Raw genomic sequence first — 14,594 nt, 5'->3', positions numbered from 1 at the left:
CAGTTTCAATCATGGAAACGGCGGCCGAGTTTGGAACGAGAATGGAGCGGACTTTCGACCGTCAATCATAAGCTGCGCAAAGCCGTGATAGTTCGGCAGCGATACGAGAAAGCTGGAATCAAGATCGCCTAGTTGCCGAGCGATCTTCGGCGCGTCAGTCGCCCCTAGCCGCAAGGCCAGGAGCGTTCCGACATTCCCCAATATGGCGTCTAGGATCGGCTTGTCGGTCTGCGCCGTGTGTTGCTGGCACAGAATAGCGCCAAGCGCATATTTGCGGGCCTCTGCCAGCATGTCGGCAAAGACAGCCGTTGTGAAATTGTGGAATTCGTCGGCATATAGAAAGAATGGCCTTCGTTCCGTTTCGGCCTGTCCGCTCCGCGAAAACGCAGCGTTCATCACATTGCTTATCAATAGCCCACCGAGGACGTTGGCGATGTCGGCTCCGGTGCGTCCCTTCGCCAGATTGATAATGATTATCTGCCCCTCATCCATAGCCCGGCGGAACCGGAGGGGGTGGGAGGGCTGGCACACCGCATTACGAACAACTGGGTTCGCCAAGAATGCACCCAGCTTGTTCGTAATCGGGGGCAGCCCGTCGATTGTCCTCACGTAATTCAGCTTTGCAATTTCCACCGTCCAAAACGCGCGGACTTGGGGATCCCGAACACGGGCTATCACCTCGCGCCGAAAATCCTTCTCGAGATAGAGTCGGATAATGTCGCGCATATCGGCGTGCGGTAAATCAAGTAGGGCCAAGACCGCGTAGCGCAGCATATGCTCCATGCGAGCACCCCAGCTATTGGCCCACTGCTTCTTCAGCGCATCAATGAAGCCTGACGCTACCAGCGGTCGTAAGTGTCGTGGGACGCGGGCGAGCGGATTGTACCCGTAGGGGCTGTGTTCGTCGGCCACGTCCCAATAGACGTGCTCGACCGACAACGACCGAGACAATCGCTCGGCCGTATCGCCGTGCGGATCGACGAAGATCAGACCGCGCCCATGGTTAGCGTCTTGCCGGGCAAGGTTAGCGAGTAGCGTGGATTTCCCCGTGCCGGTCTGGCCGATGAGGTAGCAGTGATGCAGTCGGTCGGCTTGTTTGATGCCGAACGGTCGATCGCCGTAGCGATGATAGGCTAACCCTATGTGGGAAACCGACTGTTGTGGGAGAGACATGCAATGATCGTCTCACCCGGAGCAATCAGGGACTAGGGGGCGGTTATCCCTCTAGCTTCACGCGCCAGAGTTTTCATATCCTGTCCGTACACCTTGAGACTAACGCAGCATGACCACGAGGTCCGGAGACAAGCCGGAACGGTTCTACCGTTCCGTCCCGTTGGTCGGCCGGGCCTCGTGGTCATGGTGGTGGGCTTCTAAAGAAAAAATAGAATTGCCCCGCTACTGCCCGCTGGAGCCGGGCTCTAAACTGGGCGGGCTTTATCAGCTTAAGCATTCAAAACATGAAAACACTGTTCGCACATGATCTGCGGGTAGCGCGCCGGCGGGCCGCGCTGACACAACAGGACATTTCCATTCTGCTCGATACGAGCATCAAGGACGTGTCGGCGCTCGAAGCCGGAAAGCGGCTACCATCGATTGTCCAACTCACAAAGCTGGCGATCATCTTCCAACGCAATTTCCAAAGCCTGTACGCGATGATCTTCCCGACAGCGAAACGGGAGTTATTCCAACAACTGCCGTCACTGCCTGAGACGAGGCAGGGTCTCGTCAACAAATTTACCCGTGATAATACGCTGAAACGCCTAGAGAAGCGCCTGGTTGCAGACCTAACCAAGCGTAATGGCGAGGCTTAGCGTTCTGGCCTTTGCCGCGGCAAGCAAGCGGGTTGGGGTTGTCTATCTTGAGGGCAATCGATTGCTATTTTGGCAGATGTCCACCTACGCGGGCATAGATCACGCATTCGCCGAGAAATTTGCGAAGCGAATGATCAAACGCTGGCAGCCTGACGTCATCGTGACGGAGCGCGCGGATCAAGCCCGGCGCAAAGGGGCAAGAACCAAAGCGATCATCACGACGCTAACAAACGTCGCTGATGACAGTCCTATGCTCAGCGTCGCGATTGAGCGGCGGCAAAGACATAGAAACAAGTACAAAGAGGCGGCCGCGCTGGCCGAGCGCCACCCCCACTTAGCGCGGATCAAGCTAAAGCCGCGACGGGTATTTGATGATGAACCTCGCGCGACAGTTGTCTTTGAAGCTGTCGCCTTAGCCGAGAGCGTCAAGGAGGGGCCGATTGGTCGCGCAGCGGCGACCGAGCGGTAGCCCGTATGGGCCGAAAAAAAGGCAGCACTAAGAGCTGCCTTTTTTCTGTGAAGCCTCCAACTCGCGATATTCTTCGTACGTCAGGATTTCCACTCGGTCAGGAAACGACTTGTGAAGCCTCACGTCCTCGCCGCTGGTTATCAAGGTGGTCATTTCGTCGATCACATCGTGTGGATTGCAACCGATAACTCTGCAAAAGGCAAGAAAATCGACAACATCCAATCGAAGCGATCCATTTTCGAATTTTGAAATATAGGCCTGAGAGCGGTTTGTCTGTTCGGCCAAATCGCTTTGACGCAGGCCGGCCTCTTCGCGCTTGCGCTTCATAATCTTACGAAGCAACCAGTTTTCCCGCTGGTACAAATCAAATCGCATTTGGCACCGGTTTCCTTCCCCGGCGCAGCTAAATTCCTATTGTCATATATTCCAAACAGTTATATTGGCTCGTTTTCGAGTGTTGCGAGTTGGAAGTTGGGGAGGGTGATCAGTATGAGAACTTTGGTACACATTGCGATTGCTAGCCTGTGTCTGCCAATCGCCGGTTGCAACAATGACGCACCGATTGAGCCAACTTCCGAAGGAGGCGTGGCGGCGGAATCTGTTAGACTGCTGGAAGAAGACGCTCAGGTGAGCGAGGGCGAACTGGCGGCCACCGAACTGCAGCGAGCCGGCGATAACGCGGAAATTGAGACCATGAGTCTAAGGGACCGTTGTGGAAATGCGACGTCCGGCCAACTTGCCGTCCAAGGCATCACCATCGGCGCATGGGAAGACGACGTAATGAGGTGGTTTCAATGCGAGGGCGGATATCGCGTCAATCGGTCGCGCCTGAATGCAATGAGAAGCCAAATTTATGGTGAGAAACGGCTCGGCACAACTCGCGAGCGAATTCGATTTTATCTTGTTGGAGGAGCAATTCCGCGCGTGTGGAGAATTCGGCGCGAAGTAGAGTATCGCGACGAAGTGATCCCATTGCAAAATGCGATTGACAGTGTCGTTTCGACGTATGGCGTTTCACACCAAGGTTCGAACCAGTACGGCAGACGCTATGCCGGAACTGCAAGTGTGACCATCGATGAATTTGATTTTGATGCGGAAATAGCCGTTGGAATAGTCGCTCGTACCAGAAACAGGGTGACACCGATTGTTAGACGAATGTCAGTCAAAATCGAAAGCCGACCATTCAACCGTTATATTAGAAACCGGATGGCGGCCATGAATGAGGCGAGGAGTCGCGCCGCGATTGAGGCAGGCGTACGGCCCGAATTGTAGACCTACGTAGGAAAAGAACCCGGCATATGGTGGTGCCGGGTTCGGTGTGGGTGGCGTTAGACGCCTGCTTCGAGACGAAAATCGTCAGCATCATGATAGAGCGCTTCAAGCGCATCATCAGTGATTTCAACGCCCCATCGCGTGTCGCTCTGTTGCAGCAAGAGACGATAGGCGAATTTGAGCTTGCGTTTATGCTCAGTGGTCTTCTGCTCAAGCGCGCATTCGCTAAAACTGTGGACTGCGCCCACGGTTTCGGTGATGGCGGCGGCGTGATGATCAGCGAGCTTTGTTAGCTGCTCCTGCCAGAAAGCAGTTGCTTCACGCAGAAGTGCCTCCCTGCGAAGCCGTCGTTCGGACTGCTCGGGGGTTTCAGGACTGGGTTCCCAAAATGGCCGGTCGAACGGATCGCCAGTATGGGTGCCGCGAGAGCCACTTTTCAAGTTAAGAAAGGACATGTTGTGTTCCTGTGCGCTACTGACCGACGACTATTCGTGGGTCAGATGGCACACGGGAACCTCGCGATTGATTATGTCATAGATCGCAAAAATTGCAAATTTTGACCGGTGTTATAGTGTGCTCGCGACGGAGGGCATCGTGAGCGAAAAGAAAAACAGTCCAATTGAAATTAAGTCAAATAAACCGCCTGCGGTGCGCGAGAAGCGGAGTATTGCAGGCAATTATGTTGAGCGTCTTCACGAAGAGTCGGCGGCGAAGCTTGAACGAGCCAAGAACGCGCGACGATCGGAACAGGTCAGAGCGGGGGAACTTGGCGTTGCTTATGAAAATTCTAGGGCCGATTATGCTCGTGCTTTGGCGAGGAATGATCCGAAGAACTTACAGGAAGAGATTAAGCGCGACCGAGAAAGGGTAAAGGCGGATCGAGCCACAGCCAAAACGGAACGAAAGATGGCGGTCGCTCAAGGCAAGCAGATCGCCGGAGAATTTGAAGCTCTCGCGGAAGAAGCGAAACAACGCAAGAACGAGGCCCGACTGGCGAACATCAATCTGAAAAAGCAAATCAAGGCAGCGAAGAAAGCTAAGATCGAGGACGATATAGCTGAACTCGAAGCCGAGAAAGAACAGGTCGAACTGGCTATCGAGTCAAAGGCGGCCGAAGTCGAAGAATTGAACACGGCGGACGATGAGGCGAGCATTGCCACTAAGCGAGCGCTGGAAGCCGAGATTCGCGATCTCAGGGCGCGGCTGGCGGAAATCGATAAACAGCTAGCGGAGCTGAGCTTCTAGCGGTGGGAGATGGTTTCAGCGTTTCGCTCGGTCAAGGGGCCGACGGCCCGGTGTCGCTGTCCAAAAAGGCCCGAGACACCCACCTGCATCTGATTGGATTGTCGGGTCAGGGCAAGAGCTACCTGATCGAGCATATGATGCGCCAGGACATCGAGAACGGCGCTGGGGTATGTTTGATTGATCCGCACGGCGAAGTGTACCGGCATATGTGTGACTGGCTATCGGCGGGCGAATGGCACCGGACGCGCCGAATCCACCTAATAAACCCGGCCGACGGTCATTGGTCCATCGGTTTCAATCCGTTGTCGTTGGATGATCCATACATCCCCGCCCGAGTGGGAGCGATGATTGAGGGCTGTCAGAAGGTTTGGGGAGACGAAGAAAGCACTGGTCACAAGACGCTCGCAAACCTGCTTGAGATGGTGTTCACGACGCTCGCCTTTCACAAACTCAGCTTAATGGAAGCGCCGCTGTTAACCTCGCTCCAACATCGCGAGACGCGGCAGCGGCTAGTCGAAGCGACTGGTGACGCTGGGCTGATCGATAAGTGGAACGAACTCGATTTTTTGAAGACCAATGAGTTCGTCACGATCTTCAGCGCTGTCACCAATCGCATGCGAGCTCTGACAGGCAGTCCCGGCGTGGCGGAAATGTTGGGTCAAACTGAAGACGTGATCGATTTCAAACTATGCATGGATCGTGGCGATGTGATCTTGGTGAATTTGAACGATCAAGGTCGTGTTCCGCCTCAGGTGGCACAGACAGTCGGGGCATTGATTACGGCCGACTTATTCCGGGCAGCAAAACAGCGAGATGTTGATCGCGCCGGGGAGGCGCCATTCTATTGCTACATCGATGAATGCGGCGAGTATCTGAATGAGACCGTGATTCACGGCCTCGATCAAACTCGCAAATACGGTTTGCATTATATTCTATCTCACCAGCGATTGGCTCATCTCGGTGATAGTCCCAATCACCCGATCCGCAACGGTGTGATGAACGGAGCCCAATCGAAAATTGTTTTCCTCCAAGAAGATCGCGAAACGACCGGAGAGCTTGGTGAATTGCTGTTTGGCAAGACATTCGATTTGGAGCGCCCCAAAGAGGTGCTCATTAAGCCAACCGTCGTTGGCTACAGTCGCGAATGGCTGGAAGCGGAGGGTGAGGCGTTCGGTAAATTCGAAGCTGAAACCAGTGGTTCGATGTCCGGCGTGGCGACGGGCACCAGTGCCCTTGATATTGAAAATGCGATTCCGGTGATGTTCGAAACGGAATCGAGCGGCGATAGCAATTCAAGCAATTCAGGCACGTCACGGATTCAATCGCGGTCGTGGCATGAAGCGCTGGTGCCGATCCTCGAAGACTTGCCGGGGGGTGTCTATTCGCTCGAAGAGCTGAAACATGAGGCAGCGGTTGCCATTCGTTTGTTGCAAAAGCGACAGGCATTTGCCTATCGAGCCGATGATCGTCTTGCGCTCCAGTTTGCCACGGCTGACGTACATCCGGCTCGTCCAACGGCTGAGCAAAACCAATACTTTTATGACACCGTGCGCCGTCGTGAACCAAGCGCCAAACGGCCGGCGGACGTACAGCGGGACGTATCGAAACGTCGGGCACACTTAACCGGCGACGTCGTCGATACGTTAGACCCGGACGCGTGTTGGGAGGATGTTGATAGCTCCTGATGTGCAATCACTTTCGCAACCTGCCGGAAGCTCTTGCAACCGTCGAAAGCTGGCGCGAGTACGTAAGTCACTTCAGATATGATGACCCACCGGAAGAGGTTTATCCCAAAAGACAGGCGGTGGTGGTTCGCGCAACCGATGAGGGCAATGTCGCGGAAACGATGCACTGGGGTTTTCCGTGGGTGACTAAGGGCAAGCGACCCGGCACCACTAAGAAGATGAACACCACTAATGTGCGCAATCTCAAGAGCCCATTGTTTCGGGGGATCATCAATAGCCCAGAAAATCGGTGTTTGGTTCCTTTCACAGAATTTGCCGAGCCGAAACCGAAAGCCGGGCGCGAGGAGGTGTGGTTCACTGTTACCGAAGCAGAAATATCGGCTTTTGCTGGGATCTGGCGTCCCGACAAAGTCGTAGGAAACGTGTTCGCGTTTTTGACCTGCGAGCCGAATCCGCTGGTGAAGCCAATTCATCCCAAAGCGATGCCGGTAGTTCTCGAACCTGATGACTATGACCGTTGGCTGAGCGGCGAGGATGCAGCAAGTTTCCAACAACCGTTCCCATCACAACTCATGGCGATTGTGGACTAGTCGCCTTCTTCTCGGGCTTTGATCCGCTCTTCCATGGATTTGATGTCGGCGAGCGTTTCTTCTAGCTCGGCGGCCATTGACGCCCGCCGGACCTCTTTGCGTCGAGCCGACGGTGATCGTGGCATGTCCGGGCCAAACTCATCGTCAAAGCCAAACTCATCCGGTTCTTGTTGGAATCTAGCGGTCAATGCCGCTTTCACGCGAAGGAGAAACCGGATGAAGACCGGAACGCCAGTTAACAGGAGCATCAAGAACCAGAATACGGCGTGCGGTTCGGCGACGTGAACAGGAACCGTTGAGAGATAGTCTCCGGTATCGAGGAATGGAAGGAACGCGAAGACGAGTTTCAGATACCAGACGCATATGAATGAGAGGATGAGTATGGCGATCATCACTGGGAATAGAAGCAGCTTAACAAGGAAGGGAAACGACTGGACGTCAGACTGAAGCCAATCCGCAAGCAGAGGCGCCACGGTAACAAGGAATAGAACACCGCAAATCTGCGCTGCGCGCAATTGAATCCGGTGCAGCAACGCTTCGTTCATCGATCGCTCTTTTCTTGCATTGATCGTTCAACCTCTTCGGAGAGTTCCGTTACCCTCGCGACAGCAGCTTCATATTCTTCCATCAGGACATCGTCTTTCGATTGCTCGGCCTTCTGGCGTTGCTCGATGTCGGCCAAACGATCCTTCTCGGCCTTAGCTTCGTTTAGCAAACGCTGCAGCTCTTCGAGGTCTTGTTCGCGCCTAATGGGATTGCTGGCTGGACTGAAGAAAGCATTGCCAGTGTTAAGGCCAGCTCTGACTCTTCGGACTGTTTCGGACGGAAACACGGTCACCAATACCTTTATCGGACCGATGTAGACGACGACTGCGAGTGCGCCGATCAAGAATGCCCAGAATAATCCCCAGCGAGCTCCGGCGACTATATCTGCGCTAGAATCCAATGACGATAGACGTTGGATCGGCGGTTGGCATTGACTGCCGTAACACAGGTTTTCTTGATACCCGTGCGAGGGGGGTATGCTGATGCCGTATCGATACGTACCGAAGCCAGTTCGGATCATCTGCAAGCGGTCGCTCGTGAACGTCAGCCTGACAAAACCGGGCGTAGATCGCCCCTGGATTTGAACGATCTCTTCGAAATTGATTGGTTGCCAATTTCCCTCGCCGTCGCGTGTCACGGTTGGGGAGAACTCGGACCGCACTGAAAGGGAATCTGGTCCGTGTTCTGCTTCGTAGGACAATACGGTGCCAAAATTGTACCGGCGTTGAAGTCCGAAGGTTACAGTAACTGGCTGGTTTGGCGCAATGATCGTCTGATGGCTTTCCATCCAACCGGCTGTTTCGATTTCTTCCCATTCTCCGATAGAAAGGTGGAATTCGCCCACGTTTGCTAGCCGATACCAATACATGATCAGCAGCAAGACCGCTACGCCGGCCAGCATCTTGGCAACACGCTTATTGTCCCACTGCCCCCAATCCATTGGTAATAACTAACCGAATTTCTCGCAAAATCCAGCAGACAGCGCCAATAGAACCGAACTGAGTTCAATAGATCAATCAGGGCAATTTAGGCTTATTCATTTCGGCTTCGGCGCACGTTTATCGCCGCTGCATCCAGACTATTCTTGAGGTGCACTGCATAGTGCTTCTCGATCATCTCGACACTCGTGCGGCAGTTCTTGGCAATCTGATAGATGTCTGCGCCTTCGAGCAACCGGAAAGATATGTAGCTGTGGCGTAGCGAGTAGAGCGTGCGGCGGTTGCCGAGCCGGTCAATCTTCAATCCTAACTCATCGAGAATTTGGTTGAACTTCTTCTTGTGATCTACCGGAAAGAGACGGTCGGTCGGTTCCGGTTGGTTGCGTTCAACCATCCGTTCAAAGGGACGAACAGCGCCGGTGGTGCTTTTACAATATCCCACGCCGCGCTTGCCGCGCACTTCTATTTCGAGGATCGTCTCGCCGGTGGCGTCATCTACGACGATCTCGACATCACGGTATTGCAGGCCGTTGGCCTCATCAGGGCGAATACCGGTGTTAGCTAAGAACAGCACTTTGTCGTGCAGTTGCTCGGCATTCCATTGATGTTGCTTGCCTCGCTGCTCCCGCGCATATTTGCGCGTGGCTTCGTAGAGCTGCTTGTACTCGTCATGTGAAAACCAACCGCGATGGGTGATTTTTCCATTGGTTTTATAAGGGGCGGAAAAATCAGGCAGGTGTTTAATCCAACCGTGCCGCTGCGCGGTTTTCATAACTTGCCGCAACGTGACGATTTCCGAGTGTAAGGTGCTCCGCGACGGTGGGCGATCAGACTGCAAGCGGTGCGCTCGATAGTCCTGTACCTTGCCGGACGTCACCTCTGATAACGGTTCTTTCCCGAAATACGGATTGAGGTGTAGCCGTATTCGACTTTCGTGATCCCTAAGCCATTTATGGCTTCGTTCTTCCGCCAGAATGGCGGCCGATTCGGCGACGAACTTTTTGGCCGCGTCGCGGAAGGTCTTTTCGTTGGTCAGTTCCCCGCGATGTTGCTTGCCGCGTAACTCTAAATACCAATCTTCCGCAAAGTCCTTGGCGCGAGCCAAGCTGTCCTCTTTCGTACTGGCACGATGATTTTTGCCGTTGAGGTAGGTCGAGCATTGCCAACGGCTGCTGCGCTCGCGCTGATAGAGATGAACTTTCCCACCGAGGATCGTGTGTTTGGTCACTGAGACTTACTGCCACCCCTTTGTATGCAAGAGTGTGAAAGGAGTGTGTAAGGGTATTTCCAGCCTATCCGGCTGTCAAACGAGTGCCATAATTAATTGAAAATATGGGAGAAAATGGTGGACGCACCAGGGCTCGAACCTGGGACCCGCTGATTAAGAGTCAGCTGCTCTGCCAACTGAGCTATGCGTCCATACCGTTTCGGCGTCCCGCACGGCCTCTGCCTGTCGGGAAGGCGGGGCGGTTAGCATGGGGATTATCTTTCCGCAAGCGCGAAGCTGTACCCGATCAGCGGCGGCGCATCCGGTTCTCGCGATCGATCGACATCAATATGCCGATACAGATCAGCACAGTCAGCATCGCCGACCCGCCATAGGATACGAGCGGCAGCGGAATGCCGACCACCGGCGCGAGACCCATCACCATCATCAGGTTGATCGCGAAATAGAAGAAGATGGTGGTCGCGAGGCCCGCTGCGGTCAGTTTGGCGAAGGTCGATTCCGAGCGGCGGCCGACCCGGATCCCCCAGCGGATCAGCAGCGCGAAGCCGAGTATGAGCAATAGCCCGCCAAGCAGTCCGAATTCCTCGGCCATCGTCGCGAAGACGAAATCCGTATGGCCTTCGGGCAGATAGGCGAGGTGGCTCTGCGTGCCGTTCAAAAAGCCTTTGCCAAACAATCCTCCCGATCCGATTGCGATCTTGGATTGGGTGATATGATAGCCCGTCCCGAGTGGATCATTTTCGGGGTTGAGGAACGTCAGCACGCGATTCTGTTGGTAGGGTTGCAGTAGAAACTGGAAGGCGAGGGGGATCGCCGCCGCCATGGCGAGCGCGCCGCCGACGAAAATCCGCATCGGAAGACCTGCCAGAAACATGACGGTCACCCCAGCAGCGACCAGCACTAGCGTCGTACCGAGATCGGGCTGGATAACGACAAGCGCGGCGGGCATGCCGATGATAAGCAGCGCCGGCCATATTGCTATAAAACGGCGAAGCTCGCCCGAAGGGAGCGTGTCGTAGAATTTCGCGAGCGCCAGGATCAGCACCGGTTTCATGATTTCGGACGGCTGGATGCGCATGAAGCCGAGGTCGAGCCAGCGCTGGCTGCCGCCGCTGACCTGGCCCATGATCTCGACGCCCAGCAGCCCGAGCAATGTTGCGCCGTAGAGCGGGAAGGCGAAGAATTTCCAATGCTCCTCGCGGAAGCGTGACAAGATGATCGCAAAAGCGAAGAACAGAGCAAACCGAATAGCGTGGTTCGAGGCCCATGGCTGGAGATCGCCGCCGGCCGCGGAGTAGAGGACCGCAAGGCCTAGGCCGAATATGGCAAGCACCAGCAAGATCAGCCGCCAGGGCAGCTGGGCCAGCGGTTCAGGGACGAGGGAGTCGGGATTGGACGCCATCAGGTAGTCTGCCACCCGCCATCCTCGTCTTCGCTGTTGGTGCGCGCGGGGACGATCGGCAGTCCCTCGCGCGGCGCCAGCCCCTGGTCGCGGCGATATTCGGCTTCCTGCCGCGCCATCCGGGTGAAGATATCGCCGCCCCAGCCCTCTTCCAGCCGCTCCAGCTCTTCCATCGCCCGGTCTGGATCGTAGAGATAGGTGATCGCGTCGCGCGCGACGGGTGAGGCCGCCCGGCCGCCCGACATGCCGTGTTCGACAACGACGGCGCAGGCGTAGAGCGGATCGTCGGCCGGCGCGAAGGACACGAACAGGCCGTGATCGCGGAACCGCCAGGGTACACCGCGCCCGCCGCGTCCGGCCGAGAGGTTGACGACCTGCGCCGTGCCCGTCTTGCCGGCGAGCCGCACATCGTCGAGCGGCAGGCGCGCACGGGGCGCGGTGCCCGCACCATTTACGACCTCGTCCATGGCGGCGCGGACGAGCTGCAGATTTTCCGCCGAAACACCGGTGAGGCGGTTGGCCAGTCCGCGGTCATTCTGCAGGAAGCGGGGATTTACATCGCGTCCCGATGCAATCCGCGCGGACATGACGGTCAGCTGCAGCGGCGTCGTCAACAGATAGCCCTGACCGATAGACGTGTTGAGCGTGTCGGCCTCGGTCCATTCGCGATTGTGCCGACCTACGATCCATTCATCATCGGGCACCGTGCCATAATTCTGGTTGGCGACGGGAATCGGATATTCTGCGCCGAGACCCAATCTGCGGGCGGCCTCTGCGATCCTTTGGATGCCAACACGCCGACTCATCGCATAGAAATAGGTATTGCAACTGCGCGCTATGGCTTGGTGCATGTTCACCCACCCATGCACGCCAAGGCAGCGAAAGCGGCGATTGCCAAGTGTATAGCCGCCATCGCAGTAGATGCTTTCCTCCGGATCTACCCCGGCTTCCAACAACGCAAGGGCTGCCGCAGGCTTGAAGGTCGATCCGGGCGGATACATGCCGAGCAACGATTTGTTGCGCAGCGGCACGCGCTCGTCCTCGGACAGCATGTTATATTCTGGATGACTGATCCCATCGGAAAAACTATTGGGATCGAAGCAAGGCATGCTCGCCATCGCCAGCACATCGCCAGTCTGGCAGTTCATGACGATGGCCGCACCCGATTCATTGCCGAGCCTGCGCCCGATATATTCCTGCAGGCCCGCATCCACCGTCAGCTGGAGCGTTTCGCCGGGACGATCGGGTCGGGTATCGAGTTCGCGGACAAGCTGACCGCGCGCGGTAACCTCGGCGCGGCGCGCGCCCGGTTCGCCGCGCAAACTGTCCTCGAATGTCTTTTCCAGGCCGTCCTTACCCACCTTGAAGCCCGGGAAGAGGAGCAGGGGGTCCTCGTCTTCCTCCAGATATTGTTCGCGGGTCGGTGCGCCGACATAGCCGACCAGATGACCGACAGCCGCGCCTGCCGGATAGTAACGCGCAAAGCCCTGCACCGGCGCGACGCCCGGCAGTTCGGGCAGCCGGACGTTAACGGCGGCGAACTGCTCCCATTCCAGCCCGGCCGCGACTTGGACGGGTTGCGCGCCCGGAACCGTATCGAGCTCTTCATTGATGCGGGCGATCTCATCGCTTGGCAGATCGAGCAGCTCGGTCAGCGCAGCGAGCACGGGTTCGCGGTCATGCAGCCGGTCCGGGATCAGGTCGACGCGGAAATCGGACCGGTTCATCGCGATGGGCTGGCCGTCCCGGTCGACGATCCAGCCCCGGCGCGGCGGGATCAGGCTGAGCTGAACGCGATTGCTTTCGGACAGCAATTGCCATTGCTCATTCTCGGCGATCGATATCCAGGCCATCCGCGCACCGAGCAGCCCGGCGACACCGAGCTGTGCGCCGCCCAATATGATCGCGCGCCGCGAATACATGGTCTTGCGCATATTGTCGTTGATCGACAGCGACGGGCGGCGGCGTTTCATAGCATCAGCCTCCGCCGGTCGAGCCGCGCGCACAGGCGCAAGGCAAGCGGAAAGAGCAATATCGTCGCAGCAATTTGTGGCAGCAGCGGCCAGAATATCCAGCCACCGCCTGTCAACGCGTTCAACACCATGGTGCCGATGATATAGGAAGTCAGCGCGCCTGTCGCGACCAGCCAGTCGATCCAATAGTCGCGCCACATCGCCCGGTTCTCAGCGAAGTCGAGCGCGAGTAGGATCGCCGTCCAGAGCAGCATGCCGCTTCCGATCGGATTGCCGGAGAGAAGATCGTCGAAAAGACCGAAGGGCAAGCCCGCCCAGATCGGCCAGATTTCGGGCCGCAGAAAGCGCCAGGCGAGAAAGATCATCAAAGCGAAAGGCGGCAAAAGCGGCGCCTGGGCGACGATCGGCATCAGGCAAATCAGCGAGCCGGCGATGACGCTGGCCGCCGGTATCAGGCTCAGCTGCGCCCGGATTACCGCGATATTCTCGTCTGCCGCGCGTAACCGGCTCATGGCATTTCCGAAAATCCGGGCGCAGCCGCCGTCTCCGCCTCTTCGTCGCTTTCTGCCGCGTCATCCTCTTCGACAACCGGCTCATAGGCGGGCTGCACAATCGCGAAATCGAGCGATGCCGGGTTGGCGAGCGGCGTGGCCATGGCGGAGTCACCGAACACCTCGACGATCACGGCGACCGGTACATTGGGCGGGTAGATGCCGCCGGTGCCGCTGGTGATGAGGACATCGCCTTCTTCGAACGGGCTTCGGCCCGCTTCGAGGGCGCGCACTTCAATCTGTCCGTCGCCGCGGCCCGTTGTGAAGGCAGGCGTTCCGTCTCGCGTCAGCCGGACAGGGACGATATTGGAGCGATCGGTCAGCAGCAACACGCGCGACGCGGAGGGGCCGCTATCGATGATGCGCCCGACCAGGCCATCGGCGGCGCTCACCGGCTGGCCCGAGCGGACTCCCTGATTGCGGCCGGCGAACAGGGTCGCCGTGCGCCGGGCGCTGGTCAGGCTGGAATTGACGAGCCGGGCCGTGACGATGATTTCGCTCTCGCCCTCGATCAGGTTGACGAGTTGACGCAGGCGGCGGTTTTCCAAATCCGTCGCGCGCGCCTCGATAAGCTGCCGCCGGGCGATATCGAGTTCGGCCCGCAGTTCCGCATTTTGCCGCCCGGCGTTCCACCAATTCGCAATATAATCGTCGATTCTCCCGCCGCTCTGCACTGCGCCGCGTCCGGAGGCGGAAACGGGCGCCGTCGCGCTGCTCACCGCTCCGCGGATCGAGGCGAAGCCTTGCGGATCGAATATCGCGACAATGATAAGCCCTGCGCCGACAAGCGCGCCCGTGATGGCAACCACATAACCGGCGAACAGGCCGAAGCGCGCGCGGCGGGAAAAACCGGGGCGCTTCGATCCTTGTGAGGCCACTGGCCG

Annotated in this window: 16 protein-coding genes and 1 tRNA gene; 6 read left to right on the top strand and 11 right to left on the bottom strand. The window is 57.2% G+C overall.

Features of this window, described 5'->3' with window-relative positions:
- Window positions 1-9: 9 nt before the first annotated feature.
- Entirely contained in the window at window positions 10-1,173 is a 1,164-nt protein-coding gene (locus Q0974_RS08340; RefSeq protein WP_299326389.1) for a DUF87 domain-containing protein, read from the bottom strand.
- Between the two features lie 284 nt (window positions 1,174-1,457).
- Between Q0974_RS08340 and Q0974_RS08335 the strand changes: the two genes are divergently transcribed.
- Together Q0974_RS08335 and Q0974_RS08330 are read left to right on the top strand one after the other, a co-directional pair.
- On the top strand, window positions 1,458-1,811 hold the full coding sequence (locus Q0974_RS08335; protein WP_299326386.1) for a helix-turn-helix transcriptional regulator: 354 nt from the start codon (window positions 1,458-1,460) through the stop codon (window positions 1,809-1,811).
- Complete coding sequence (locus tag Q0974_RS08330) at window positions 1,798-2,280, top strand: hypothetical protein (RefSeq protein ID WP_299326383.1); 483 nt, start codon at window positions 1,798-1,800, stop codon at window positions 2,278-2,280. Before Q0974_RS08335 ends, Q0974_RS08330 begins: the two co-directional genes overlap by 14 nt.
- 27 nt (window positions 2,281-2,307) lie before the next feature.
- On the opposite strand, the gene Q0974_RS08325 is transcribed toward Q0974_RS08330, so the two are convergent.
- Window positions 2,308-2,655, bottom strand: a complete 348-nt coding sequence (locus tag Q0974_RS08325) for a helix-turn-helix transcriptional regulator (protein WP_299326381.1) — start codon at window positions 2,653-2,655, stop codon at window positions 2,308-2,310.
- 114 nt (window positions 2,656-2,769) lie between these two features.
- On the opposite strand from Q0974_RS08325, the gene Q0974_RS08320 reads away from it, so the two are divergent.
- Window positions 2,770-3,552 carry a hypothetical protein gene (locus tag Q0974_RS08320; protein ID WP_299326378.1) on the top strand — a complete coding sequence of 261 codons (783 nt, stop codon included), beginning with the start codon at window positions 2,770-2,772 and terminating at the stop codon, window positions 3,550-3,552.
- A gap of 56 nt (window positions 3,553-3,608) precedes the next feature.
- Here the strand turns inward: Q0974_RS08320 and Q0974_RS08315 are convergent, their stop codons facing one another.
- On the bottom strand, window positions 3,609-4,007 hold the full coding sequence (locus Q0974_RS08315) for a hypothetical protein (RefSeq protein ID WP_299326376.1): 399 nt from the start codon (window positions 4,005-4,007) through the stop codon (window positions 3,609-3,611).
- A gap of 139 nt (window positions 4,008-4,146) precedes the next feature.
- On the opposite strand from Q0974_RS08315, the gene Q0974_RS08310 reads away from it, so the two are divergent.
- The 3 genes from Q0974_RS08310 to Q0974_RS08300 are packed head-to-tail and all read left to right on the top strand — an operon-like array spanning window position 4,147 to window position 7,072.
- A complete protein-coding gene (locus Q0974_RS08310) occupies window positions 4,147-4,797 on the top strand; it encodes a hypothetical protein (RefSeq protein ID WP_299326373.1) in 651 nt (216 codons plus the stop codon).
- 2 nt (window positions 4,798-4,799) lie between these two features.
- Window positions 4,800-6,482 (top strand): DUF87 domain-containing protein, encoded by a 1,683-nt coding sequence (locus Q0974_RS08305; RefSeq protein WP_299326370.1) that lies wholly within the window; start codon window positions 4,800-4,802, stop codon window positions 6,480-6,482.
- Window positions 6,482-7,072: an SOS response-associated peptidase family protein gene (locus tag Q0974_RS08300; protein ID WP_299326367.1), complete on the top strand. Its 591-nt coding sequence runs from the start codon at window positions 6,482-6,484 to the stop codon at window positions 7,070-7,072. The genes Q0974_RS08305 and Q0974_RS08300 overlap by 1 nt, the downstream gene beginning before the upstream one ends.
- Here the strand turns inward: Q0974_RS08300 and Q0974_RS08295 are convergent.
- The 8 genes from Q0974_RS08295 to mreC all read right to left on the bottom strand — a co-directional run bounded on the left by Q0974_RS08295 (window position 7,069) and on the right by mreC (window position 14,588).
- On the bottom strand, window positions 7,069-7,617 hold the full coding sequence (locus Q0974_RS08295; protein WP_299326364.1) for a hypothetical protein: 549 nt from the start codon (window positions 7,615-7,617) through the stop codon (window positions 7,069-7,071). The genes Q0974_RS08300 and Q0974_RS08295 overlap by 4 nt on opposite strands.
- Window positions 7,614-8,558: a hypothetical protein gene (locus tag Q0974_RS08290; protein WP_299326361.1), complete on the bottom strand. Its 945-nt coding sequence runs from the start codon at window positions 8,556-8,558 to the stop codon at window positions 7,614-7,616. Before Q0974_RS08290 ends, Q0974_RS08295 begins: the two co-directional genes overlap by 4 nt.
- A gap of 92 nt (window positions 8,559-8,650) precedes the next feature.
- Complete coding sequence (locus tag Q0974_RS08285; RefSeq protein ID WP_299326359.1) at window positions 8,651-9,784, bottom strand: site-specific integrase; 1,134 nt, start codon at window positions 9,782-9,784, stop codon at window positions 8,651-8,653.
- A 115-nt stretch (window positions 9,785-9,899) separates the two neighbouring features.
- A tRNA-Lys gene (locus tag Q0974_RS08280) sits at window positions 9,900-9,975 on the bottom strand.
- A 95-nt stretch (window positions 9,976-10,070) separates the two neighbouring features.
- On the bottom strand, window positions 10,071-11,186 hold the full coding sequence (gene rodA, locus Q0974_RS08275) for a rod shape-determining protein RodA (protein WP_299326857.1): 1,116 nt from the start codon (window positions 11,184-11,186) through the stop codon (window positions 10,071-10,073).
- The gene (gene mrdA / locus Q0974_RS08270; RefSeq protein ID WP_299326357.1) at window positions 11,186-13,159 is read right to left on the bottom strand and encodes a penicillin-binding protein 2; all 1,974 of its coding nucleotides are present in this window, start codon (window positions 13,157-13,159) and stop codon (window positions 11,186-11,188) included. Before mrdA ends, rodA begins: the two co-directional genes overlap by 1 nt.
- The gene (locus tag Q0974_RS08265; protein WP_299326355.1) at window positions 13,156-13,671 is read right to left on the bottom strand and encodes a rod shape-determining protein MreD; all 516 of its coding nucleotides are present in this window, start codon (window positions 13,669-13,671) and stop codon (window positions 13,156-13,158) included. Before Q0974_RS08265 ends, mrdA begins: the two co-directional genes overlap by 4 nt.
- Window positions 13,668-14,588: a rod shape-determining protein MreC gene (mreC, locus tag Q0974_RS08260; RefSeq protein ID WP_299326350.1), complete on the bottom strand. Its 921-nt coding sequence runs from the start codon at window positions 14,586-14,588 to the stop codon at window positions 13,668-13,670. Before mreC ends, Q0974_RS08265 begins: the two co-directional genes overlap by 4 nt.
- Window positions 14,589-14,594: the final 6 nt, after the last annotated feature.

It is taken from the genome of Parasphingopyxis sp., from assembly GCF_028279465.1.
Taxonomy (GTDB): Bacteria; Pseudomonadota; Alphaproteobacteria; order Sphingomonadales; family Sphingomonadaceae; genus Parasphingopyxis.
Note: the sequence above shows the minus strand (reverse complement) of the source record. Positions and strands in the feature narration are given on the sequence as shown.